At 38.5% G+C, this 25,940-nt stretch carries 24 protein-coding genes and 1 riboswitch; of the genes, 15 read left to right on the top strand and 9 right to left on the bottom strand.

The window, feature by feature from the left end:
• Positions 1–128 precede the first annotated feature (128 nt).
• The 4 genes from ET464_RS08045 to ET464_RS08030 all read left to right on the top strand — a co-directional run bounded on the left by ET464_RS08045 (position 129) and on the right by ET464_RS08030 (position 6,417).
• On the top strand, positions 129–3,089 hold the full coding sequence (locus tag ET464_RS08045) for a UvrD-helicase domain-containing protein (RefSeq protein WP_129439878.1): 2,961 nt from the start codon (positions 129–131) through the stop codon (positions 3,087–3,089).
• Between the two features lie 146 nt (positions 3,090–3,235).
• Positions 3,236–4,231 carry a toll/interleukin-1 receptor domain-containing protein gene (locus ET464_RS08040; protein ID WP_129439876.1) on the top strand — a complete coding sequence of 332 codons (996 nt, stop codon included), beginning with the start codon at positions 3,236–3,238 and terminating at the stop codon, positions 4,229–4,231.
• 9 nt (positions 4,232–4,240) lie between these two features.
• A complete protein-coding gene (locus tag ET464_RS08035; protein WP_129439874.1) occupies positions 4,241–4,684 on the top strand; it encodes a hypothetical protein in 444 nt (147 codons plus the stop codon).
• A 256-nt stretch (positions 4,685–4,940) separates the two neighbouring features.
• Positions 4,941–5,002, top strand: a riboswitch (Fluoride riboswitch).
• A 77-nt stretch (positions 5,003–5,079) separates the two neighbouring features.
• On the top strand, positions 5,080–6,417 hold the full coding sequence (locus ET464_RS08030; protein ID WP_129439872.1) for a voltage-gated chloride channel family protein: 1,338 nt from the start codon (positions 5,080–5,082) through the stop codon (positions 6,415–6,417).
• Between the two features lie 376 nt (positions 6,418–6,793).
• Here the strand turns inward: ET464_RS08030 and ET464_RS08025 are convergent, their stop codons facing one another.
• Positions 6,794–7,123 (bottom strand): helix-turn-helix domain-containing protein, encoded by a 330-nt coding sequence (locus tag ET464_RS08025; RefSeq protein ID WP_129439870.1) that lies wholly within the window; start codon positions 7,121–7,123, stop codon positions 6,794–6,796.
• Positions 7,124–7,292: 169 nt separating this feature from the next.
• On the opposite strand from ET464_RS08025, the gene ET464_RS08020 reads away from it, so the two are divergent.
• Entirely contained in the window at positions 7,293–8,027 is a 735-nt protein-coding gene (locus ET464_RS08020; RefSeq protein WP_129439868.1) for a stalk domain-containing protein, read from the top strand.
• A gap of 15 nt (positions 8,028–8,042) precedes the next feature.
• Complete coding sequence (locus ET464_RS08015) at positions 8,043–8,552, top strand: hypothetical protein (protein WP_165279944.1); 510 nt, start codon at positions 8,043–8,045, stop codon at positions 8,550–8,552.
• 265 nt (positions 8,553–8,817) lie between these two features.
• Here ET464_RS08015 and ET464_RS08010 read toward each other — a convergent pair whose 3' ends face one another.
• The gene (locus ET464_RS08010; protein WP_129439862.1) at positions 8,818–9,036 is read right to left on the bottom strand and encodes a hypothetical protein; all 219 of its coding nucleotides are present in this window, start codon (positions 9,034–9,036) and stop codon (positions 8,818–8,820) included.
• Between the two features lie 292 nt (positions 9,037–9,328).
• Here ET464_RS08010 and ET464_RS08005 point away from each other — a divergent pair, with 292 nt between their 5' ends.
• Positions 9,329–9,802, top strand: coding sequence for a hypothetical protein (locus ET464_RS08005; protein WP_129439860.1), 474 nt, complete (start codon positions 9,329–9,331; stop codon positions 9,800–9,802).
• Positions 9,803–9,933: 131 nt separating this feature from the next.
• Here ET464_RS08005 and ET464_RS08000 read toward each other — a convergent pair whose 3' ends face one another.
• The 6 genes from ET464_RS08000 to ET464_RS07975 form a co-directional block, all read right to left on the bottom strand.
• The gene (locus tag ET464_RS08000; RefSeq protein ID WP_129439858.1) at positions 9,934–11,457 is read right to left on the bottom strand and encodes a hypothetical protein; all 1,524 of its coding nucleotides are present in this window, start codon (positions 11,455–11,457) and stop codon (positions 9,934–9,936) included.
• Positions 11,458–11,461: 4 nt separating this feature from the next.
• Positions 11,462–12,538: a nucleoid-associated protein gene (locus ET464_RS07995; protein ID WP_129439856.1), complete on the bottom strand. Its 1,077-nt coding sequence runs from the start codon at positions 12,536–12,538 to the stop codon at positions 11,462–11,464.
• 80 nt (positions 12,539–12,618) lie between these two features.
• The gene (locus ET464_RS07990) at positions 12,619–12,813 is read right to left on the bottom strand and encodes a hypothetical protein (RefSeq protein WP_129439854.1); all 195 of its coding nucleotides are present in this window, start codon (positions 12,811–12,813) and stop codon (positions 12,619–12,621) included.
• Positions 12,814–13,049: 236 nt separating this feature from the next.
• A complete protein-coding gene (locus ET464_RS07985; protein ID WP_129439852.1) occupies positions 13,050–13,388 on the bottom strand; it encodes a hypothetical protein in 339 nt (112 codons plus the stop codon).
• A gap of 200 nt (positions 13,389–13,588) precedes the next feature.
• The gene (locus ET464_RS07980) at positions 13,589–14,143 is read right to left on the bottom strand and encodes a hypothetical protein (protein WP_129439850.1); all 555 of its coding nucleotides are present in this window, start codon (positions 14,141–14,143) and stop codon (positions 13,589–13,591) included.
• A 5-nt stretch (positions 14,144–14,148) separates the two neighbouring features.
• Positions 14,149–14,583 (bottom strand): hypothetical protein, encoded by a 435-nt coding sequence (locus ET464_RS07975; protein WP_129439848.1) that lies wholly within the window; start codon positions 14,581–14,583, stop codon positions 14,149–14,151.
• Between the two features lie 97 nt (positions 14,584–14,680).
• Here ET464_RS07975 and ET464_RS07970 point away from each other — a divergent pair, with 97 nt between their 5' ends.
• Complete coding sequence (locus ET464_RS07970; protein ID WP_129439846.1) at positions 14,681–15,001, top strand: hypothetical protein; 321 nt, start codon at positions 14,681–14,683, stop codon at positions 14,999–15,001.
• 1 nt (position 15,002) lies between these two features.
• Here the strand turns inward: ET464_RS07970 and ET464_RS07965 are convergent, their stop codons facing one another.
• The gene (locus ET464_RS07965; protein ID WP_129439844.1) at positions 15,003–15,272 is read right to left on the bottom strand and encodes a hypothetical protein; all 270 of its coding nucleotides are present in this window, start codon (positions 15,270–15,272) and stop codon (positions 15,003–15,005) included.
• 144 nt (positions 15,273–15,416) lie between these two features.
• Between ET464_RS07965 and ET464_RS07960 the strand changes: the two genes are divergently transcribed.
• The 7 genes from ET464_RS07960 (at position 15,417) to ET464_RS07930 (ending at position 25,805) form a co-directional block, all read left to right on the top strand.
• Positions 15,417–17,171 carry a TniQ family protein gene (locus ET464_RS07960; protein WP_129439842.1) on the top strand — a complete coding sequence of 585 codons (1,755 nt, stop codon included), beginning with the start codon at positions 15,417–15,419 and terminating at the stop codon, positions 17,169–17,171.
• A 70-nt stretch (positions 17,172–17,241) separates the two neighbouring features.
• A complete protein-coding gene (locus ET464_RS07955; RefSeq protein ID WP_129439840.1) occupies positions 17,242–18,078 on the top strand; it encodes a helix-turn-helix domain-containing protein in 837 nt (278 codons plus the stop codon).
• A gap of 204 nt (positions 18,079–18,282) precedes the next feature.
• Positions 18,283–18,951, top strand: coding sequence for a hypothetical protein (locus ET464_RS07950; RefSeq protein ID WP_129439838.1), 669 nt, complete (start codon positions 18,283–18,285; stop codon positions 18,949–18,951).
• 62 nt (positions 18,952–19,013) lie between these two features.
• Positions 19,014–20,984, top strand: coding sequence for a TnsB C-terminal domain-containing protein (locus ET464_RS07945; RefSeq protein ID WP_165279943.1), 1,971 nt, complete (start codon positions 19,014–19,016; stop codon positions 20,982–20,984).
• A complete protein-coding gene (locus ET464_RS07940; RefSeq protein WP_129439834.1) occupies positions 20,968–21,882 on the top strand; it encodes a TniB family NTP-binding protein in 915 nt (304 codons plus the stop codon). Before ET464_RS07945 ends, ET464_RS07940 begins: the two co-directional genes overlap by 17 nt.
• Positions 21,883–21,993: 111 nt before the next feature.
• Entirely contained in the window at positions 21,994–23,691 is a 1,698-nt protein-coding gene (locus ET464_RS07935) for a TniQ family protein (protein WP_129439831.1), read from the top strand.
• 194 nt (positions 23,692–23,885) lie between these two features.
• Entirely contained in the window at positions 23,886–25,805 is a 1,920-nt protein-coding gene (locus ET464_RS07930; RefSeq protein ID WP_129439829.1) for a ComEC/Rec2 family competence protein, read from the top strand.
• Positions 25,806–25,940: the final 135 nt, after the last annotated feature.

Below are 25,940 nucleotides of genomic sequence, written 5' to 3'. Positions count from 1 at the left end.
CCTAATTGGTAGCCCATTTTATTTAGTGAATTATCTTGCCTTACAGTTATTGATCGATATAGAGTGAGCGATAGGTTGACTGATATAGACGAATCCATTGCAAGGTACTACTAGAAAGGATATTTTACATGAATGTAATCTCATATCTAAGTGGGTTAATTTATAAACCAAGAGCAAGAAAATTAATACAACGCACCAAGATGTATCTTGAATCATTTCAACATTCAAATAGAACGGCAAGCCAATTGCTTGATGCTTTTAATGATGGATCTATATTCGTTTCTGCAAAACAGTATCAAAGCCTTGTTGAACGTTATGCCAGTTACAGATCCTATTTTGAAGCTGGAACACCTTTTATCTTCAACGGAAAAGCAAAGTCAGAATTTAATAAACTAAGTAAATGGATCTATCGGGATTCAGAATTCAGTGCCATCTTGGAATATTATGCTCGGGTACAACAAGAATCAAATATTGTTCGAAGACGAGCTTCTGAACAATTACAAACGATTAATCTTCATAATCAGAAATATGATAATAGGGTTTTGCAGGCGCAAGTTGAACTGGAACAGATTAAACAGCATTATATATCACATTCAGTTAAAACCCGCATTCAAGGTGAATACAGAGAAGTTTATGGTTTCTTTAAAGACGCCCAAAACGATGAATTGACAGAGCCGCAGAACGCTTTCAAAGCGATATTTGATACGTGGGATAATCAAGTTACGTTCTGGAATCAAGACTACATTCAACGAAGCCTTGAAGAACATAAAGCTTTTTTTGATGATATCGATGGCAAATCACTTGATGAACAACAGCGCGTTGCGGTTTTGACCGATGAAGATAACAATCTCGTTCTAGCGGGTGCAGGAAGCGGAAAGACACTTACGATCGCTGGGAAAGTTAAATTCTTGACACAAATAAAAAACGTTCGACCAGAAGAGATCCTGCTCATTTCATTTACGAACAAAGCAGCTGGAGAGATGAAAGAACGAATATCAGAGCGATTACATGTGAATGTAGATGTAAAGACATTTCATAAGTTAGGAAATGAGATCATCGCAAGGCATTCGAATGCCAAGAGGGGAATAGTCGAAGAATTAAGACCGTATGTGCAGGCATTCTTTGAAGCCGAAATTTTGACTAAGCCTGCGCTGATGCAAAAGATCGTTTCCTTCTTTGGTGTATACCTTAATATTCCTCGTGATCGAGCAGATTTTAAAACGCTTGGCGAATACCACGAATCACAAAAAGGACTTGATTTTGAGTCTCTGAAAAGCAAATTGAATCGTATGAACAGCATTCATCAGACCTTAAAAGGTGAGACGATGAAAAGCTTAGAAGAGATACTTATTGCAAATTTCTTATTCTTAAATGGTGTTGATTACGAGTATGAAAAAGATTATGGATACCCCACTGCCACTAGAGAATTCCGGCAGTACAAACCGGACTTTTATCTGCCCGAATATGGGCTTTACATTGAACACTTTGGTGTCAATGAAAAAATGCGTGCACCTTGGCTTGAAGGTATCGAAGAAGAGAAATATATTAGCGGCATACGCTGGAAGCGCAGCATCCATGCGGAGAAAAAGACTACGTGCATCGAGTCGTTTTCTTACTACAATCAAAACGGTGTTTTGCTCTCCAAACTAAGTGAAAATTTGTTGAAGCAGGGCATTAAATATAAAACCATTGATGTCCGTAACTTATTTGAGCTTCTTTGCAAAAGACAGAATAATCAACAATTCGAAGAGTTTATAAAATTGGTATGCAGTTTTATCAATTTGTATAAATCAAGCGGATATACTAATAGCGAATTTGAACGGTTGTCTAATGACAATCGGGCTTCTGAGCGCAATTTGTTTCTTCGCGATCGTACGGAGTTGTTTCTTTCAATTGTTCATCCGATTTATGATTTTTACCAAAAATCGATTGGGATTGAGCAGCGAATTGACTTTAACGATATGATCAACGAAGCTACCCGCATAGCGCAGTTACCAGAGGCTAGATTTGATTATAAGTATATTATCATCGATGAGTACCAGGACATCTCTAAGAGCCGCTATGGGCTCGTGAAAGCGATTAAAGATAAGACCGGCGCGAAGGTCATGTGTGTGGGTGATGACTGGCAATCGATTTACCGGTTTGCAGGTAGCGATCTCGATTTATTTACTCGCTTTGGTGATTATTTTGGAATCTACGAAACGATGAAAATCGAACGAACTTATAGAAACTCACAAGAACTTATAAATATAGCTGGTAAATTTGTCATGCGAAACAAGAAACAAATGACGAAGGACCTTAAATCAGCGAAGTCTTCACCGCAGCCGATAAAGGTTCAAGCTATTTCAACAAACATGGGTGACGTCGTTCATACGACGATTGAGAACATTGTAGAGGAGTACGGAGTCGAAAGCAGCATTATGTTACTTGGACGTAACAATAGAGACATTAAACAGTTGGCTGATCATAGAAGCTTTATTGTAGACGTGGACAAGCGAACAATAAAATCAGTGAAGTATAAGGGGCTTAAATTGACCTTCATGTCAGCGCATAAGTCAAAAGGGCTTGAAGCAGACAACGTCATTTTAATCAATGGCAGAAATGCATTACTCGGTTTTCCGAACCGGATCTCAGATGATCCTGTTCTTCAATGGGTTTTAACGACTCCTGATACCTTGGAATTTGCAGAAGAACGACGTTTGTTTTACGTAGCGCTGACCCGTACACGCAACGAGCTTGTTATTGTGGTACCAGAAAACGAAAAATCGGTATTTGTTAATGAGTTAATAAATGAATATAAAGTGCCTTATGTTCTAACCGGCATTGAAAAGCCCATCTCTTCTAATCCAAAGTGTCTAACTTGTAAAACAGGAACCTTAGTTGAAAGAAAGGCTTCTAATGGAAATTTGTTTGTAGGATGTAGCAATTATCCAGGATGCCGCCGAACTTATAGCGATATCAGATTAATTAAAAATCAAGTGTATTGTGCGACATGTAAAGGATATATGGTGATGCGAAAGAACAGTAGGGGAGTCCCGTTTTATGGTTGCACGAATTATCCACATTGTCGAACAACAATGAATAAGTAAAAAAGATGTAGTATAGGCTGTGAGAAACCCTCTTATTGCTTTTTGTTTTTATAAACATTTATCATTGAATATTGAATCTGCCTTGTCGATAGGGAACTTATGTTCTATAATCGCAAAAGGATTATTAAATTTAAGGGGCGAGAAAATTGGACAAGAGATATACCGCCTTCATTAGCTACAGTTGGGACGGACCTGCTCATGAGGAATGGATCAGAAATCTTGTAAATGATTTGCGATCACAAGGTGGAGTAGATGCAACTTGTGATCAATTTGAAGTACAAGAAAAAACGGTAAATTTAAATAAGATGATGATTAATGCAATACGGGATAATGATTACGTTATTGTAGTACTTACAAGTTCTTATGCTCAGAAAGCAGATGATTTCCAAGGCGGAGTTGGATTTGAAACTATGTTGTCATTGCCTGCTCTAAGAACCGAACCTGATAAATTTATATTCGTAATGCGAGAAGGGGACTATGCAGCAGGTTTTCCGTATCATTTACGTGATTACTATGCTATTAATTTTAGTAATGATGTGGAATATAAGCAAAAGTTAGATGAACTGATTCGTCGTATTTATAAGAAAGGAAAATTTGAAAAAGCGCGATTAGGTAATATTCCTGATTTCGGTGTCATGCTCCCGGATAATACTCAGGTTCAAGAAGTATCGACTTATAAAAGTGTTTTTGATGATTTGGATTTACCTAGTGCTAACAAGATAAGCGATCTCGCTAAAAAGAAATTCATTAATGGTAGCTTTATTGAAATTTGCAGATTATTTGAAGAACTCTTCGAACAAATGAGTAGGAAGACTTCTGGATTTGAATTTAGCAGTGAGCAAATTGATAACCAAAAGAGGGTATTCCTTCTATATTTGAATGGGAACCAAGTGTCAGGTGTGAAAATTTGGGTTGGTGGATTAGGTTATAATACAAATTCGATTTGTCTGAGCTATGGTAACCATATAAGTGTGAGATCGGACAATTCAATGAACGAAATTATTAGTGTAGATGTTAGCCAACATAACCAGATGGCACTTAAGATGACACTAAGTTTTTCAACAAAAGACGAATCCATGACGCCTGAAAAAATTGTTAGGTCAATTTGGACATCTTCGTTGGCATACTCATTTAAATTATGATTTGAAAGGGTGAATAATTTGTTTATCCCCGAGAATTATGCTGATCTTTTGCGCTGGTTAAAAAGTTATAATGAAGGCAACCAAATCCTTCAGGCTACTGGTTTAAACAACTTCAATAGTGAAGGATTCTTGGCAAAAATGAATAAGGCGCATACAGGTTTCTGTTTTCTGTCGCTGGATTCAAAAGGGTTGATGAAGGGAGAATTTATAATCAATGATAAGCCTAATAATTGCGTGTCATTGAAACGTATAAATTTGAAGGACATTATTGGTGTTGAGTGTAATTTATCCAACTACGGAAGAGACTTTATTGGATTTCAATTTCAAAAAATATATTATTCATTGTCCATTCTAAATAATGAGAAATTAGTTTTAATTTCTGAAGATTATACAACTGATAGCAACCAGAAGTTTATGGAAATAGGTAATCGTTTAATGAACAGCGTTGGTTGAATTTGATTGTAAGGCACAGAAAAGATTACGGACGAAATCAACAAATAAAGCTGTGTTCGTGTGAACACAGCTTTATTTGTTAATTTTCTATTTCATGAGTGTTTTAGCATTATGGAAAAGCTACCCAGGGAGAGTTCTCAAACATGAAGAAATGAAGATTCTTGTTACTAGAGGATTTGTAACAAAACAATCGTGATCGCAAAATAGTTTTAATTTTTATTGACTTCCGGTAATACTTCATGTAAATATGTATTTATGTGAATAAGGCGATGGAGTTCGCCATAACCGCCCTTCTGGGCTAATGACTCCTACCAGTGAGAACTTTGCACTGGTAGGAGTCTATTTTTTTGTCCAGAATTTCACATAATAAGTCAATTGATAAGGGAGAGAAAACATTGAAAAAGCTTAAAGACGTGGCATTTCATTATGCCGAAAAAACATTGCATGTTGCTTTAGTTGGCTCACTATTCAAATGGATATTCTACGGTGGCATTATAGGTATTTTATCTGGCTCATCTTCCGCATTATTTTTAGCAAGCCTCGATTTTGCAACCAATAAACGAATGGCGTATTCTTGGCTGCTGTACCTATTGCCAATCGGCGGGGCTTTCATGAGCTATTTATACTTAAAATTCGGCAAAAATGCCGGTAAAGGTAATAATCTGATTTTAGAGCAGATTCAAGATGGGCAAGAGAGTATTCCTTTTCGCATGGCTCCGCTTGTGCTTTTGGGCACGTTTTTAACCCACTTATTTGGCGGCTCAGCAGGTCGAGAAGGAACTGCGGTACAAATGGGCGGCAGCTTTTCGGAATGGATCGGCAAAGTGTTTAAAGTCGATGGCATCGACCGTAAAATTTTGTTGATGTGTGGTATCAGCAGCGGGTTTGGATCTGTATTTGGAACGCCCCTTGCCGGAACGATTTTTGGTCTTGAGGTTATTGCCATTGGGCTCGTCAGCTATCAGGCTATCATTCCATGCTTTATCGCCAGTTTCGTCGGCAACCTGGTTACGACCGCTTGGGGCATTCACCATATTCACTACCATATGGGAGCTGTGCCAGTTCTTTCTGTTTCCGTGGTGCTCAAAGTTATTTTTGCATCCATCCTCTTTGGATTAGCTAGCATTTTATTTAGTGAACTTACGCATTGGCTTAAAAAAATGTATACGAAGCTCTTCAAAAACCCAATGATAAAAGGTTTTGTTGGTGGACTTGTCATTATTGCACTTGTTTTCATTTTCGGTACACGTGATTATCTAGGACTTGGCATTCCCTTGCTGCAGCAGTCATTTGAAGAGCCTGTTTCACGCCTAGCGTTTTTATGGAAAACGCTATTTACCACCTTGACGCTTGGTGCAGGTTTTCAAGGTGGAGAAGTCACGCCATTGTTTGTTATTGGTGCTACTTTGGGTAACTCACTTGCAGATTTGCTTCATCTTTCGCCGCCATTTTTAGCCGGTTTAGGTTTGATTGCGGTTTTTAGTGGAGCTACCAATACACCTATTGCCTGCTTTGTTATGGGGATTGAACTTTTCGGATCAGAAGGTATGATTTACATGTTTATGGCTTGCATTGTAAGCTATTTGTTTTCTGGTCATACAGGCATTTACACATCACAGCAAATTGGAATTTCAAAATCGAAACTGTATCCTATTCCTGATAAATCGACACTTGCATCTATTAAGACTGGGAAAACCGTCGAAAAGGAGCAGGGTTTCAAAAAGCAATTGTAAACAACTGCGTCCCGATATGAATCATCCTTGCTTTGGACAAAAGTTATCTGCTAACATGTGAACTAAGGATAAAGGGCTCCTCTATAACGTCATCTGTAGAGGAGAATGTGAAATGTTCAGCATCAAATTAAAAACGCGGTTTTTAAAATTTGTCTTGGAGGTTTATTTTAAAAAAACGCTTAAAACAAATTATTAAAATCGCACTGTATTTCTTGCTTTTGTGGTACAAATGGCATTGGTAGTTCCGAAATAACAAAATGACGTTTTGGAGTCCCTCTTATCCGATTTTTCTCCGTTCGCAAAGCGATTGGGGATTATCGGATGAAAGTAAAATATCATAATCAACAAATAAAGCTGCGCTCATGTGAGCACAGCTTTATTTGTTATGTTTCCATTTCATGAGGGTTTTCGCGTTATTGATGACGAACTGTCGATCCGCAAGCGGCAATTTGTACAGCGCGTTTACGAGCTGACCGACTTCGTCTTCTTTGCCGTTGGTATCGACAAATCGAAACAGCTCAGCAAAGCTAATGTTCAAGGCTTCCGCTATTTTTTCAATGCTTTCAAACGTGACATTTTTTTCGCCACGCTCCACAGCGCTCACATAATTGACGTGTGTGTTCGCTTTTTCAGCTAGCTGCTCTTGTGAATAGCCCTTATCTTTACGGATTGCTCGAATCCGTTCGCCTAATCGTTGCAAGGACATGCCATCACCTCTTACCCCAAGCTTACGAAAGCATGATGTGAAAGCCTATCATCCTAAAAGTGTATATTGACGTATGAATCACACTCGTTGCATAATGGGATGGTAAATTAATCCTATGAGTGTGATTGTAGAACTAAATTACACTTGTAAAAAAAAGGGGCATTGGGGAATGAAAACATTTAAAGCAAGACATTTGGTCGCATCATTTATGTTAGGAAGTTTGTTTTTTAGCGGCGTGGGTTACGCCGCATCTTCGTTAGCAATGATCGAAGTGAACTTTTTGCCGTTGAAGTATTACTTCGACGGTGTCGAAAAGAAAGCGCCAGACGATCAAAAAGGGTTTACGTACAAAGGCACGACGTATGTTCCGCTACGCTTTGTTGCTGAATCGCTTAGTAAAAAAGTAGGTTACGATGGCAAGACGACCTCTATTTATGTTGGTAAGCAGAAAGAAGGTACCGTTACCTACATGGAGGACATGAAAACACATACGTCTGACACAGGGTACTTCTTTGATGGACCACTAACCACATTCGAGACCAATACCGGCGCTAAATTTATTCATGGATATGCTACATATAACGGTATTTACGGAGAAGGGTTCATTAAAAATGAATACATTTTAGATGGACAATTCTCTAAATTTGAAGCCTATTTGGCACCAAGTTTAGATTGGTCTAAAAAACCAAAAAGTGATAATGTGGGCGATTTAAAACTCTATGCAGATGATAAACTCATCTATTCAAGTGGAGCGATTGCTTCGGATATCCAAGAGCCAATTAAAGTAGACGCTGATTTAAAAGGTGCTTTAAAACTTAGAGTTGAGTTTACAGTAAAACCGTTTTACAACACGTCTTATAATTCGGCATATGTAGGACTCCTTGATGCCAAATTCATAAACTAAGCGAGGTGAATATCTTTGAAGTGCCATAAACATACGCACATCGACGCAGTTGCCACTTGTGGTGATTGCGGCAGAAGTTTATGCAGGGAATGTGCTGACCGCTTTGCGCTTTTATCATGTGAACATTGCGTGGTGAAGGTTAACGCTTCGTATTCCAGAAGCATTATCGGCACATTTGTGCTCTCTAGTGCTTTATTCGTGGCGGTATTCCTGTTTTACCAATGGATTCTCTCTAGTAGTGATATGGTGACCAGCAAGAAGTTGCTCACCTCACTGTGGGCAGCTTACCAGGGCGGTTCGATACCGTTTGGCTGGCAACTGCTGAATCTTGCGCGCAGCAAGACGGATTCCGGAGGAACCATCGCTACAACAAACGTACACTTTATATTTTGGATCATCAAAGTGGTAGTATCCATTGTCATTGGTGTGGTGGCAACGCCATTTATGTTGTATCGTTCGATTAAAAAGCTAAAAGAGATGAAAAGTTTAGCGCAAGAAATTCGTACGGGCGGAATATCCGCATAAAACAAAGAACCTATCCCATTACAAAAAGGATAGGTTCTTTGTTCAATTAACTGACTTCAATATGAAAAATTGCTTTTCAACTCTCAAATCATAAAGATCACTTAGAGCATTCATATGCTTGCTCTTTACGTATGTAAGTATGTTTTTAATTGTGGTCCGATCTAAGTTTTGTTCACTTTGTAGGATGGCTTTGAAAATGACATCGGCTATTTGTTCGCAGGTGTAAATTTCAGATTTCAAATAATCTTCTTCCCGTAATAGGTCATCAATCATTCAAGCAGCCGTCTTTCGTAGTTTGTTGACGCAAATCGTGCAGGTCTTGTCTAAGCTCCGTCTCTCGCTCTGTTATGGACTCCAGAACGCTCTGTAACGTCTCGAAATCCATATCATGCTGTTCCTCTGTCACAACATCTTGGATTGCCCATAAAAGCCTCTCGACCGTGTAGATCTGTTTGGATACTTCTGCTTCTTGCTTTGAACTCATTCTGTCAACTCCTTCGTATGGTGTAGGAGACGATCGTATCACATGGGGCATATGACTTGTCAAAGCCGCTATTCGGCGATATACAGCCGAATTCGGGCATGACTTTGCTACGAATATTTTTTCTCTTACCACTTTGAATGGTTATCGCGCACGGAAGATTTATTTGCTGTTTTTGGTTAGAACTGCTATTCTAATAACAAATCATATCTAAAAGCGGAAGCACCGCAAACTTGTGGGATTAATAATCCCCTCGTTTGTGGTGCTTTTCTGTTTATCCAAGGAGGCAATTACGATGCGAATGACGTTAAGCGAAATTCAAGCAGAAGTGAAAAATCGGATTTTTGATAACCAAGGGTTGATCATTGGAGAGCCGATAGTTATGCAAGAAGCTTGGTTCTATGAGCAAACAGCATACCACTTGCTTGTAGGCGCTTATTTCACGACGAAGTTTAACTTCGTCGTCTCGGTCATTAATAAAACAAGAAATAATGGATCGCTTCATTTCATACCTGGTTCTTTCGATGTAAGCCAAGTGAGGAACACGGTTTGCGAAATGGTCTTCGATCAATTCGATGAAACTTCGTTTCGTCAAAAACGACGGATTATCATGGATTGTGGCAAGCTGATTATCCGTTTAATAAAGCAAATTGACGCAATTGAGCTTGGTCAGGAGCAAGCAGAAGAGATAGATTTTAAAATCAAATTTGACCACTGTGAAATGTTGACCGATGTCGATTGGATTGAAGAGAAGATGCGAGAAATGTAATAATGTACTACGCTGGCAATCAGTTACGGTTTATGAGCGTACTCCCAATTATTTCATATAAAAAAGCCTTCGAGTGAAGGCTTTTTCTTCGTGTCACATTTCCAGTTCTGTAAGTTAATAAATACAAACCATCATTTGCTCGAAGTAAAGAGTTCTTTTAAAAGTTTCCATATTTCTTCAAGTTTTTTATTATGATGAAAGAAATAATCAACGATATTTGTTAAATAAACAAGGGACACTAGAGACAATAACAGTAGGAATAAATTGATGAAAAGAGACATTCGCCAATTTTTATAAAACAACTTTTTCCTTTGTCCAAACAACTCATCATTTGATGTGATTTTATTTATTTCTTCTGATGTAAATATGCTTTGCCAATTCTTTTTTCGGTGTTCATAATCAGACTCCCATCCTTTAAAAATCCGGACGGTGTAGATCATGTAATATCCGGAGCTGAGCAACAAATAAAAAGCGAAAAGCAGAATAGCTATAAAAACAATAGTTTGATTATCATTAGCGGTATATGCGGCAAAAGAACCTACGATCGCAGCAAAAAAGGCAAGCAACTGTTTTGAGGAAAAATCAATTAGATCGGTAATTCCTTTTGTTACTTGGTTGCTGATATCGGTTATATAGGTTTCTGCTTTTCCGCGTTCCTGAAAAAACAATCCGACATTATCTTTTATTAATAAGTTGTAATTGCTCTTCACTGCACTAAAGATATCGGAGGCGTTTTGTAAAAATAATAAAGCATTGCTGTTCACGTCGGAACCCAACTGAATACTGACTAAGTTCCTAACAATTTCAATTTTATCATGGACTCTTTCGTCATATGTCCATTTGAATATTTCATATAACGCACCAATGTGGTCTTTACTGACAATGAAAACTGACGAGTTAATCTGAACCGTTCGAAATCCTTTTAAAGTAGCAATTCCTTGGTTGTTAATGTAATTGGACAAATAAGAGAGGCAAAGCAGAAAAAGCCTTTTTCGCAATGCAATTTCTAATGGCTTTTCATCATATAAACTTGAGAAATAAAAATGATTGGGCGTTAAATACTTTGGTCCATCTTCCCAATTTACCAAGTGATGTCTTGAATCAATAATCTCATGTTGAGACGGTGACTCTGTGGCGACATTCGTAGGTAATGCAGCCAGACCTGTTTGTTTAATACCAATAAACTTAAAAAATCTATTTTCATAACAGTACTCTTGATCCGCAATTAAAAAAGTGACTACTTTTTTACAGTTGATTTTTATGTCTTCTTCAAACTTTTCAAATGGAACATTTAGAAAAGAAAGGAGGCTGTCTTCGAGTAAGAAGAGATAAGTATGTTGCGTATTGGTTAGTAAATCAACCTTTCGCAAAACAAATTCAAAGTATGTATCGTCACCAAGTGAAGAACGATCATAAGCCCGAGCTTCTTGAGCTGTATTAATCGAGTCATTACCAAAATCATGAGAAATAGTTATTCGCAAAGCGCTTGCTTCTGCACAATGTAAAAATAGATGTTCCAATTCAGTGAAAAACAAATTGTAATGCATACGAGAAAGACGTCCAGTTAATTTGTAAACCTGGACGTCATCGTTTTCAGTCGGCGAAGAGATATTAGGTTTTAAAACAACCTGGAGGAAAGTCAGCAGTTCATTCATATGATCACCATTTTATATCTTTTACTTTGCTGATTATTGTAATTTTATCTTCACCGGCAGCTGTTTTTTCTTGTTTGAAGATCGTTTCATCTCTCATTTGTTCAGGCGTTAATCTGATTACAATGTTATTTTCAAATTGAAGGGTTACTCTTTTTAAGTTTTCTCTAACCCATTCTTTATCGATCGTAAACTCGTCTTCCACAAGACCTTGGGTTCTCAATGATTGAGTGAAGCTTTGCTTCAAAGCACTATCTTGAATCGCATGTTCGATGAAGGTATTAATATTAATAGAAGCATTGTTCTTAAGATTCGAGTCCATTGAATTGATGATGTTATGATACTGTTCGATCCCGAGTTGTTCTTTATTCGCAACTAACCATTTTTTTGCTGCGGCAGAGAATCTTTCAGTTTTGACGCGATCGTCAAGTACCAGCTCACATTTTAAGAACAAGTCTTTAAAGAAAATTGCTTCTCCTTTATTTTGCTTGTCCAAAAATAAGATTTCATATGAAATGTCGGTTTCTTGAGTTGCATCTTTCAGTTGAACGAATGCACACTTTTGGAGCTTTTGGTCCTCGTCCGGTAGCCCTAAACCGTCTTCCATAATCACATGACGAACTTTCTCTACGCCGTTAATAACTTCTTTCTGCTCTTTTCGTACAATCGTTGATTTATAATCCAATTTTAAGACTGCTGCGTAGACCTGTTCCGGTTGTGCATCATCATGGTATGTGCAGATGATAATCTCTGCCGATGAGATGTTATGATGTGACTTCATTGCATCGGCTAAATGGTTGGTTAGTACGATGGATTTATCGATGAACATTTGTTCGTCATCTTCAACCAAAAGAGATACTAATGCATCTTTTGCTATGTTTGGTTGATTCTCACCAGAAACAAAGTTAGCCGCTCTGACTTTCTCATCGCCCATGCTAGTCAAAATATGGTTTACAATAAATCTCTTTTCAAACGGGACTAACAGCATAGGTAGATCACTTACATTAATACTTCTGGTTTCGGGATTATTGTTAATGCCGTGCAGGATTGCACGGCGTACTGTTAAACCTGATATATTCCGCATCCGACCCGCTCCACGCCTCAATGTGAACTTATGTTCTATATTTTATCATAGGCAAGCTGGAACTGGTAGGTTTATCTTAATTAGTAAGCTTCTTCAACATCGAAGTTCATTCTTGATTGAATATAATCCGGGTCGACTGCGTGCTTTAAGCAAATATTCATTAGACTCTCGTGTTTGACTTTGGATACGGCTTCTGATTTTGATTCAGCTTCTACGGTCCCAGCATCATGCCATTCATCATCAAATTCGTAATACACCTTGAATTGTCGCCCCATAATATCGCCCCTCCAATTAGCATATTACTCTTAGCTTATTAAGCTGAAAGTAAATTCATGTAGTGCACACGCCAGTACTGATACATTATTTATACCCTTCAATTTCACCGCTTAGACGAGAACAAATAAGGCACTCGAAACAAACGCCATAACGAGATTACGATAATAGGGGAAATTACATTGCCATCATACTTGAAACGAAGAAAGAGCCCAAGTGTCCTAGGCTCTTTCTTCGTTTAAGCATCCTTCATTAATTCTCGATAAGATAACTCGTTCTTTGCCAGATGTTCTAATCGATTAAGATATTTAGCATTTGTTACAATCGTCCGTTGTTCTGGCTCTCCAATTGCATCCCAATCAAGTTTATCAAGCGGCGCGCTTCGATTATAGGCATTTGAAGAGCCGTCCGCTTGAATCGTTGTCCAAATTTCCTCTCCCCAATTGGCATCAAGGTCTTCCACTTTTTCAATTAACCGAAGTTGATATTTGATTGTCGTCATGTTGTCGTCCATTGCGAAGGTGTAGCAATCCGCTAAATCTCCAGGTTTATAAATTCGCTTTTCAAACTCTTCCATAAAATTCTCCTTTGTTATTTCAATGTTCTACCACAATGCATTATTAACAATCGGAGTTCTTTTCATATCCAGAATATAAAAAACAAAGATCCATTGCTGCTTAACAAGCAACGTGGATCTTTGTTTGATTCAACGTTCGATATCAATATTAAACAGCGGTTGTAGTCGACCTATTGCATAATCTTCAAGATAAAATCGATTTACGACTTCATCAACACCGTGCAAAGGTATAAAGATATACCCGATGTGGCTGACGATAATATCAATGTTCTTTCATCTTTCGAAAAAATACGTTCTATGCCACGACGTAACTGATCGGTTTTTGAAGTTGTACGTTGATATTTTAATTGTGGAATGCGCAGATGCTTTTCAAGTCGTTCAAGAATACACGCATCATTCTTTCCAACGTAGAGCGGAATGTATCCTTCTTTTTGTTGCCCACTATATTCTAACCATTGATCGGTGAATTCGATGGTAACTTCATGATGTCCCACATCTTCTTTTATCTTTTTGCCTTTTACGGTGTAGCATTTTGTACGGTTTTTCATGATTGCCATAGATTCTTCGGTTTTAATCCACCAAAATGCATAGACGCCGCCTTCACATATATGCTCCGGCAATTCCTCAGCATGTGTCTTCTTAATAGACCAACCTGACGGATTACGCTCGGATTTCTGAAGCAAATCGGTTATAGGGGCTATATTTCTAATTAGCATTTCGTATTCTTCTGTAACAGATCTTGTCAACGACGACATTTTACTCACCTTTGAGATTCAAACCCTTCATACTTTGGCTTAAACATGCAATGTAAAGCTGCTTCAATAAAATTCTGAACGAATACGCCAGCATCTTCATCAATTTCGATATCAACACGCTCAACGTTATTTCGTATCCAGGCACCGACATTTTCATTTGTGATGTTATATTTTTTCATGTTCTCATCTTGGAGCAAAGATAATGCTAAATTACTTGCACTGCTTGTAGGACTATAATGCTGGTGCTGCAAGCGAGCTTTGCTCTTTTTTCCCGCCTTGCCTATCTTTAAATACTGCCCATCAAATTTAAACGTATATACATACAGCTTATCTCCTTTGAACGGGACTTCGTGTGGCATGCCTCTGTGTTTAACTAACAACTTATGATCCGCTAAAGTGACGCCTACTTGCTTTAATAAATCGAGTAATTGCTCTTTCATCTGTACACGCCTTTCATCATTTATAAAATGCTATATAATATTGACTTTTTCTCGTCATGCATTATGATCTCGATGCGAGAAAGGAGTTGACATAAAAATGCTTAAATTTAAAGAATTTTATGAACGATTTGAATATCTTCAGGATTGTCCAACTTTTTGTGGATGGGGCTCTGATGAAAAATATCTGTATGCCTATTTTCAATATAAAGTTAACCGTAAATTTAGAAAACTGAGCTTATGTCTACCGAAGGACCAAGGTGTGGAAAGTATAAATTGGCTTGTCTTTAAAAACAGAATCCACATGGAACTAGAAGAAGTCCAATGGACTGCTTTAAAAAAACAGCCGGGTATAAAAAATCTTCCTGAACTATATCAAGAACTGATTGATAAAGTACAGAAAGATTACGTGAAAGAATAAGTTAATTTGTAAGCCAGTTGCCCATATATTTGGAGCCAACTTTCTTCCATTTAAAATTAGCAAGACCTTCTGCATATATCACTTCTTCATTAGACATCGCAAACTTGCACGTCAGTCCCCCCGTAGCCTTTTGTTGTCTTGCACGTTCAAAAATGAATTGAATTGCAGCATCTTCAGAAGCAATATTAATTGCTTGACTTGTCTTAAACACATTCCTTGCAAGCTCGCTTGCATCAAGCAGGTCTTGAAGCATCGCTTGAAATTCAGTCATGGTTATTGGTCCTTTCAAATTAATACCAATAGTATACCATTGTTAGTTATAGTTTAATTCGATTTGGATAAACTACTGCACATATTGGTTTGATAGTGATTGAAGCCAGAGAGATTTCAACTTTATTTCAAATGAGGGAAGAATATGATCTTAAACAATCGTCTACAGCTACTTCCTGATGAAAGTCTAGGAAGCTATATAAATAGGTTGTCACAAGCTAACCATTATGAGACAGTTAGAGCTTTTACTTCAATATGGGGCATGTCAACGTTAGCATTAAATAGTAATACGCTTCAAACTGAAATTATAGAGAAGCTATCCGAAATGACAGCTTATAGTGTGGAAGAGCTGTATAATTGCACAGGTGATTCCTTAAGTTCAGAATGGGGAGTACTAGGAAAAGTTTTTTTATTGAACACACAAATTAAATATTGTCCGGCTTGTATAAAAGATACAATACATCATAAGAAATCATGGTGGGTTCAACCGGTGACGTGTTGTTTAGAGCATCGTATGATACTAATTGATAGATGTCACGGATGTAAAAAGCAAATTAGTTTAAACGGATTTATGAAATCTATTTGTGAAAATTGCGGCGCTCAATATAAGGATGCTCCAACAGTTCAATTAGCTAAGGACTCATTCGAATTACAGGCACAAGAAGTGATTCAAACATCTCTTTTCGGTCTACCAATTGGCATATTTAAAGACCTCTCCAAAGAACAATTGATAAAGCTGTTGTATAGTAGTTTGTTTATGCTTGAAGGACAACAAAGTATGATTGGAAGCGGAGAAATTATTCTGGAGGCGATATCGACAAAGAAAGCGGGAAAACACAACAATGGTATGTCATTTCAAGCTTTTGGAACCGTTTACTGGATGTACGATAATTTCCCGGTTAATTTCCGCATCGTACTGAAAATTTTTTTGCAACAGCGTAGAAAGGTTATGGAGACACGCAGAAATAAATTCGAAGAACTTTTTGTTGATGAGTGCTTCGAACCGTTAAGAAGAGAGCTTCTACGATGTGTAAAAGATAATAAAAGTCTTACAGAGATTAATTTGTCAGACAGAAAAATGGTATCGAAAAGACGCGGAAGAAAAAAAAGAAGAAACTGCCAAGTTTCAGATAACTTAATATCTTATCCAACCATTACTGATGCTAATGAATTAATAACACGTGCTGAAGCGGCAGAGTATTTGGGGATTGGAGTGCGTGAATCAGTGAATCGAGTTATTAATGCGGGCTATCTAACATTGAGAAAATATCCAGGGAACAGATGGTATTTATATAAAGCAGAAGTTGAAAAGTTTTTAGATTTTTATGGAGGTAGAGGGCGTAATGTTCAATACAGCGGCTCCAAGGTATACTTTTATGATGCATTAAATAAGTTTTCAAATAAAGGGTTATCTTTAATACGCTTACTAAGTTTTATTCAAATTGGCAAATTGACACCGCATTCCGAGAAGGCAAAAGGGAAGTTGAATGATTCGTGGTATAGAAAAACAGATCTTTTGCGATGTGTAAACGAGTTAAAGAGTGAACTTAAGAAAACGAAAGGTTACAGTGCAATTCAAGTAAGAAAAATGTTGAAGATCGATATTATAACTATGCAAAGACTGGTAGATTCTAACGTTTTAAAATCTGAATATTCATATCGAATTAGTGATGGTAGAACAGTAAGGTTTTTTAAAAAGGAAGAAATTGATGACTTTGTAAAAACCCATGTAACGATAAATGAAGTTATACAAAAGTACAATGTACCGCGAAGTCTGATCCGTGAATGGATTCAGCTTGGTAAAGTACAAGATAGTTTTAGAGGGATATCAAATCGATATTTTCTTAATGAAAATGATGTAAAGAAAGCCTTACATCAAAATAAACAATCAATCTCCTAAAAAATTGGAGTTTGGTTGTTTATTTTTTTTGAATAAACCAATGATGATTTATAAAGGCGGTGGTGTTTAGATGTTAAAGAACAATTGTAGGTATGTTGTTGAGTACAAAGAGCTTTTAAAGCTAGCTAATGGGAAAATATTATTTTGCTTGGATGAAAAGAGTTTATCGAAACTGAAAAGTAATGAAGCTGTGAAGAGATTTCGGCTCTTAGATTTATGTATTGATTCGTCGGACATCATAGATTACGATGCGGAAGAGGAACGTCTAGAAATTGAAAGTGCTGTCGATGAAATTCAATCCATGGATTACATACCGGAAGATGAACTGAAAAAACAATTGCAGGAGAAAATCTCTAGCAATATTGTGAAGGAACTTGCCAATTCCGGAAAAAAAGGTAAAGATTTAGCGGAACATATTGGGATTAGTGAACAGCGAATTTCAAAATTAAAAAGTGGACAGGTAATCATCTCCGCGTCGGATCTTCCATATTTAAAGGAAAAATTAGGTGTATCAATAACGACAGCATTGAAAGGCACAGACAAAATCATTAAAAACTTCAATGATAACAATACGAATGTCCAGTCTAGCGTAAGCCAAGTTAATGAAGTTAAAAAGCAAGAGCGCTTAGCTGCGGCTGTAAGAAAATTAAAGAAAAATAGAAAAGTCGATACCATTACTTCAATATTAAACCATTTGCATTCACTCTTGAGCGTTTCAAACGCTGATAGTATTAATGAACTTATCTACACGTTAAAAGGTATAATTACTTCAGTTGATGATACTGATGTGATTAGGCAAATTTTAAGAGAGATAAAATCAAAAAAAGAGGAAAATCCGCACCTATCTAAAGATGATCTCTTGCGCGATATCAAGAGTGCTTTTAATAGTCAGAAAAATCAGAAATAAACAAATTGTTAATTCATATTTAGCTATAGGGAGCGCCGTTGGGCGCTTTTTTTAGTTCGGAAATATATGGTAATGAAACCAACCCGCACTAGGTACGATAAAACAATATACTCAAGTCACGAAGAAAAATGTATAGAAAAAATTATGTTGGGTATGATCGAATCACCCAAGTAAAAATTTTTCATAGAATCTAGGAGGAAGACCATGAAAACAAATACAAGAAAAAACATGATATCGAAAGAAGTAGAAAGCGTCATTCATCAACACATTAGAGCTAGTAGTCAAGCTAGACAGAATATCTCGGCTACTTCGTGCTACCAATTAATTTGCAATCAAATTCACTTAATGAACGAGAATCGTAATGATTTATCTAAACTGAAGACTCCTTCGTTCTCGACAGTTTATAACCGCCTCCGCTCTTTTCTGAAATCACAAGGGTCCGAATGCTCGATAGAGCAAGAAAATATAGATGCGAGAGACAATGATATACAGTCGTCACAATTGCCGGAATTACAAAAGCTTGAACAATTCAATCACGTTTATCCAAAAACTAAAATAGTTGCGGATGGGATTGAGTTCGTTCAGCCCACTGTAAACCGTTATCCGCAAATTACATCACAGGAGAACATCGACGACGAGATTAATAGGCGAGTGAGTCCCTTTAACCACATGGAGATAAGCCGAGAATTAATGGATTTACATTTAGTCGATGAAAATAGTGGAAAACCAGTAGGTAGAGCTGTCATGACAACGATATTAGACGTCTATTCAGGCGTACAAAGTTTTGTTCTTGAAGTTGATCCTCCTTCCAATAAAGGCGTCATGGATGCGCTTCGTCGTACCATTATAGAGGCGAAAGTTAATGATTCATGAATGGCTAGTGGGATTTCTTCTAATGCAGCATTAAAATAAAGATTTTTATGGAGGGATCAACTATGGGACGAATATCTCTTGGCAGTGGTGCAAAGTTTTTATTCGATGATCGAAGTTTTGTGATTATGGAAGAATTAGAGGAAGACAATTTTGAATGTAAAAATTTGGCTTCGGGACGAAAAAAAGTTTTTCCAAAGCAATTTTTTTATGAAGCATTGGAAAAAGGCGAAATTGTCTTTTCGGAAGAAGGTAAGAATACTACGGAGGAAGTAATCCGTAAAAATATTGGCGCTGATTTTTCGAAACTCCCAGATAAACAAAAGGACCTTGCAAAGTTTCGATTATTTGCGATTGAGCCATTGTTAGCTCTGGAAGATGTGAAATCGTTAAACCCTTACGTTGATGCAAGATTAGCAGAGCTCAATGATGGGGGATATCATCACAAAGGCTACAACTTCTCTCGTGCATCAATTTATCGATGGTTTAAAGACTATAAACAAAGTAATTGTAACATCTGGTCTTTGGTTGCAATTTACGATAAATGTGGTCCCAAAGGGAAGTTGATAAATCGGGAAGTAGAATTGATCATTCAGAAAATGATTGATCAATATTACAAACGCCGAGAAGCAGTCAACCCTAAGGATATACATGAACTTGTGATTTACGAAATAGATAAGATAAATGAATTTCGTATTGACAAGGAGAAATTGGAATATCCTTCGCGTGCAACAGTGTATCGTCGTGTGCAAGGGCGGGATCAGGAAGATATCGCGAAATCAAAAAAAGGCGGGCGGTTCTCGTACATGAAATATCTTCAAGTAAAATTACAAAAAAAACCAGATCGTCCTTTACAGCGAGTAGAAATAGATCATACACTACTCGATCTGTTTCTCGTCGATGAAGAGAAAAAGATACCATTAGGGAGACCAACTGTTACAACCCTTCTGGATGTATTTTCTGGCTACCCACTAGGAGTTTACTTTGGGTTTGAGCCCCCATCGTATACAGCTATTATGCATGCGCTTCGACATGCCATTTCACCAAAGAATTATATCAAGGAACTCTACCCGGAAGTGGAAAATCCATGGTTGGCATATGGTCTGCCAGATTTGTTAGTAACGGACCGTGGCAAAGATTTTATGGGTGACAATTTGGAAGATGCATGTGCTCAGCTTAATATCAAACTGGAGCATCTTCCAGGAAAACGTCCTTGGTACAAAGGCGCTGTTGAAAGGCACTTTAGGACTATAAATCAATCGCTTATTCACAAGATACCGGGAACTACTTTCTCAAATATTTTTGAAAAGGGTGACTACGATCCTAAGAAAAATGCGGTAATGTCATTGTCACAGTTTCTTAAGGTTTTTCATATATGGCTGCTAGATTATTATGCTCAAGATACAAATAAGGGGGTGAGGGGAATCCCAAGCAAAATTTGGGAGAGTGGCATCAAAACCTATGGAGAACCAGATATACCAACATCAAAGCTGCAGTGGGAAATCGCGTTGATGAAAATGGAGTCAAGAACCATTCAACGACATGGTATTCGCATGGATAATCTATTTTATCAAAGTCCCGCTCTTCATACGCTTCTAAGGAAGATTGAAGTAGAATACCGAAACAAAGACGTAGATATTAAATATGATCCATCGGATCTTGGGAAAATTTATGTCTACGATCCCTTTGAAAAAACGTATTTTGATGTTCCGTGCACGAATCAAGAATATGCGTTAGGTCTTAACGAATATGCGCATAAAGTTTATCAAAGGATCGCAAATGCAGAGTTTAATTCTGTTGATCTATCTGCTCTTGCGCGAGCAAAGAAAAAGGTTACGGACATAATTTTTGACGGGAAATCGTTTGTAGGGAAGATTGGACGTCTTTTAGGGGTTGGGTCGAATCAAGTATTTTCAGATAAACCCGTTCGTAATCAAGAGACGGTACCAAGTAAAAGTAGTATAAACAAGAATATCAACATTTTCGAGGGTGTTGATACAACTAACTGGAGGGCTACAAGTGCAAGAAAATATTAGTTCCACCGATAGAGCAATTTACTCTTCTATGGATATAGAAAAGAGAAGAGAGATCGTTAGAGATATTCGTATATATCATCCCCGTGTTCAAAAAGGGTTGGACATAATAAGAACCTGCCATCAGTCTTTGAGTTCGGCAACTGGTTTGCAATGCGCAATAATTGAAGGACAATCCGGTGTAGGTAAATCCGAACTCATTTCTGCATACTTGAGGGAAAATTCCCAAATTATTTATGTGGGAGATTCAACTAAGCGAACCATATTGCATGCAGAAATATTCAGTCCAGCAAATATAACCTCGTTCATGGAAGATCTTCTTGGACAATTAGGTGATTACAATCCTTCTAGTGGCACAAGGGGGAACAAAAACACACGTCTTGTTAATTTAATAAGGGATTGCGGTGTTGAACTCATTATTCTAGATGAATTCCAACACTTCAAAAATCAAAAGAACAAAAGTGTCAATTATGAAGTCGCGGATTATTTTAAATCCATCATTAACTTAACGAAGGTTCCGGTCGTACTCTTTGGGTATGAAAAAGAGGCGTATGATGTCGTTAAAGAAAATAACCAATTGCAAAGCAGGTTTACAATCCGTTACAACCTGCACCCATTTGGACTTGAAAATGAAGAAAGGATCCATGAATTTCGCACGTTGCTCTATCAAATTGATCAGCAACTTCCGTTTGTCGAATCATCAAACTTAGCTGACCCAGAATTTTATAATCGGCTTTTTGATGTTACAAACGGCGTTTTACGTGCACTAATGAAACTGATCGGTCAAGCAGCAGAGATTGCAATGGAAAAGGAACATCTTAAGATAACCTTTGAAGACTTCAAAGAAGCATTGATTTTGCATAATTGCATAGGTAACGGGCTAAATCCTTTTGTTGCATAGTTAGTTGAAGTTGAATAAGTCTTCGAATCACATTCGTGGATTCGAAGACTTATAGCTTTAATTAGAGTCGAAGACTGCTAATCATAATTAATCTTGAAAAGGAATGAAATCATGCGACTTTTCAATAATAGAACCCCACCAAAGGTAAATGAGAGCATCTATTCGTATCTTTTTAGATGTGCGCAACGTAATTATTCCACTACCTTGGGTTCGATGTTACATTCAATTGGACCAATGGTTTATCGGTATAATCTGAATTATATTTCGAAAGAGCTCTATTGGTTCAAGCAATACGAAAAGGCAATAAAACTCACGGGATATGATTGTACAAAGCTGATGTTAAATCGTTATGATGAACTATTCATGGTGAAAGAAAGAATTGGGATAGTCGGTTCAAGAGTACTCTTTCATTCATCATTTACACGATATTGCCCGTATTGTTATGCAGAGGATAAATATCATCGACTTTTTTGGGATTTATCGATGATTACAATCTGTACAACACATGAAACATCACTGTTAGAAAAATGCCCGAATTGCCAAAGAAAAATTTATATGTCGAGGCTGATGGCGGATGAGTGTAGGTGTGGATTTATCTTCAGTAAACATCTCGAAAAAAACAAAAATTTTACTGAGTCAGAATTCGGCGCACAAAAGGCTTTTCAAACCAAATTACATATGGGGAAGAAGGAGTATTTTGATTATTTTATACGTTTTTGCTATGTGATCGATAATTTGAAAATCGATAATTATCTGAAGGGATATGACCATAAAATCATTAAATTTGGTCAAAAGAACAAGTCCCCCAGAGATCTTCAAATGATGACCTGTTTAACGACTGTAGTGCATGGACTAATTATACATCCTGAGAAGTACATGCCTGTACTTCTATTTGAAATAGATCAGCTAAGCAAAGAGTCGCGTAAGTTGAAATTGCGAATGTTGGATACAATTTACGCAAGACCTGACGGGGGGAAATATAAGGATGAATATAAAAAGTATTTGAGCAATCTTACAACTGAGTTTGTTAATCGGAGAAACTCGGCTCAACTGAACATAGGTGAGAAAAGATACATTACGATGGGTGAGGTAATAATGGCATTCGGGATAGCCAAACACAAATTACTTCATCTTATTGAGCAAAATCATATTTGTAAACTGTCATCAGATTCTATAAAGGGGAAAGTTTCCTTAATTGAGAAGCAGAGTGTAATTGATTACATTCAACGATCAATGACCGCGATGTCTAGTCATGAAGTTGCGCGATATTTCGGTGTCGAACAAGCTACTGTGGTTAAAATGGTTCATGCTGAACTATTAATTGCATTACATGGACCAACCCATGATGGATATGCAGACTGGATAATTCTAAGAGAAGATGCGGTGAATAGTCTACAATCAATTTTCAAGCATAGTCAATTACTGCAATCCATACCAGCGGATACATTATCGTTTAGAAAGGCAAACTTTGCTGTTCGACATCTTGGTGTTAGTAACATAGAACTTATGAAATTGATTTCGAAAGGTCAACTAAAAACAGTTGTTTTGGAATCACAGAACAATTTCCGTGGACTTTTTATTGACAATGGAAGTCTAAAAAAATATATTCTTCAAGAAACTGAAGAGCGAATAGTTAGGTGGGGTTATACAGTAGGGGAGATAAGTAAGATGTACGGAGTGGATCTTCGGAAGATCAGAAACGATATCAGAAATGGTACATTGGTAATTAACCATTCGAATCAAAATTCGAATGGTACAACTAGTCATTATATCAGTGGAAGCGAAGCTTTCTTAAAATATAGCGAATAAATAAAAGGCAGCGACCAAGCTGCTTTTTTTGTTTTTCTGGATGTCAACTTATCTCAAAAAAAGTTGAAAAAAAACACTCCAGTCTCAATAATTAATGAATCCGTATCATTAATTTGTGAAATGGTGTCTTGTTGTATTAAGGGTTTTGAAAGAATTTCATCTCAATCTTATTGCAGGATTACACGAGAGAACGAATGCTGATGACAGTGTTTGGCGCCGTCCCGCTGTATGTGCTTCTGACAGGCGGGTCGCCGTCCGTACTGCGTGCAGGTCTGATGACAATGCTGGGGCTGCTCGCCGCCAGAATGAACAAACTGAAAGACGGGCTTCATTTAATTGCTGCGGCAGCTGTGCTGATGCTGGCGTGGAATCCTTATTATATTGAAGATGTCAGCTTTCAATTGTCGTTTCTGGTGACGGCAGGCTTAATTGTAGGCGTCTCGCCTTTCCGTGCTGCGCTGCCGCAGGGAACGCGCTGGAAAGGGCTGTACGATTTGCTGGCAGTCACGATCGTGGCGCAGCTGATTTCTTTTCCGGTGTCCATTTATTATTTTAACCAGTTTCATCTGTTGAGCCTTATGGCCAATCTGGTGCTTGTTCCTTTTATCAGTTTTATTGTAATGCCGATTGGGGGAGGCGCGTTAATATTGGGCGCAGCATGGCCGCTTGGAGGCAAGGTGCTGGCGCTTCTATCCGTGTACGCAAACGACATCACCTTCTGGCTGGTTCATAGGATGTCTTCCGCTGAACCGCTGCGCACGATATGGGCTTCTCCTTCATTTGGCTGGATAGCTTTATGGTATATCGTCATCGGCTTGCTGTTTTGGCTGCTTGCAGCTGCCGCGTCGAGCAGAAGAGCACAAGCCGCTTTCGCCCATGATGAGGAAGAAACCAGGCCATCTGATCCATCCACCGGCAGCGGAGCATTATTTATAAAACAGGCTTCTGCCAGGCCAGCTGCCGGAAAGCCCTATCAAGCTTTAACGGCCGAAGGGGAATTGGTGACGCCGTCTGTCCGGCAGTCCTTGCTCGCCATGGAAGCTGGTATGGCTGTATTTGATCAGGCGGCGCCAAGTTTGGCGGAGTATGATATATCGATGCTGGATGAACAAACCGCAGCTAGGCGGCGCAAGCTGTATAATGCCGGGATTGCGACGGCTGCAGCGGCTGCCGCCGCCCTGCTGCTGTGGGCTTATTTTCCGGGCGGAAGCCGCGGGGAAGGGCAAGTAGATATTTTGGATGTCGGGCAAGGCGATTCGATATTTGTGCAAACCGCGTCGGGCAAACATATTTTAATAGATGGAGGGGGAACGGTTACGTTCCGCAAAGCAGGCGAGCAATGGAAGGAGCGCAGCGATCCGTTTGAAGTCGGGAAGGATGTCGTAGCCCCGCTTCTGATGAAACGCGGCGTGCATCAGCTGGATTTGCTCGTCATTACCCATCTGGATACGGACCATATCGGCGGATTAAAAGCGGTGCTGGATACGATACCTGTCAAACGGATATTGTGGAACGGCAGTATTAAGGAAAACCAAGAGGCAGTCCGTTTGCTGCGGCAAGCGATAGGGCGCTCGATCCCGCTGTATGCCGCCCAGGCCGGGCAGCAGTGGCAGGCGGACGGCCAGACGAGTCTCGCCGTATTATGGCCGCTGCCTCCGGAAGAAGAGGAGGGAAGCAGGACGGTTCCGACGATAAATGAGCAAAATGGGGACAGCGTTGTGATAGCTCTTCAATTAAATGGAAGAAGTTTTTTGCTTCCTGGCGATATTGGTTCGCAGGAAGAGCATCTGCTGCTGGAAAGCTTGCAAAACCGGCCCAGCGGATTTCTATCGCAATTCGGCGAAAAGGGCGGCGGCGAAGGAGGCAGGCGGGTTGATGTGCTAAAGCTTGCTCATCACGGCAGTAAAAATTCCACTTCCATGGAATGGCTCCGCTATTGGCATCCGGCCGAAGCGGCAGCTTCTGCGGGGTTGCATAACAGTTACGGGCATCCAAACGAAGAGACGCTGGAGCGGCTGCAGGAGGCTGGCGTGGAAGTAAGGCGGACCGATTTGCAGGGCGAAATCCAGTTCAAGACAGACGGTGAAGGTTTGTTTGTACGAACAGTGAAATAGAAAACGTACTCATATTTTGCAAAGGAGGGCGGCTGTGAAGCTCTCCTTGTTCAATATTGCATAGGTAAATGGCATTCATCCGCGCTATACGCAGTTTCTTTTTTTTGCTATGCTTAACTAGGTATTTATTTATTT

Origin of the sequence: Paenibacillus protaetiae (assembly GCF_004135365.1) — a bacterium.
Classification (GTDB): Bacteria; Bacillota; Bacilli; order Paenibacillales; family Paenibacillaceae; genus Paenibacillus_AP; species Paenibacillus_AP protaetiae.
This window is presented reverse-complemented; position numbering and strand designations above follow the sequence as displayed.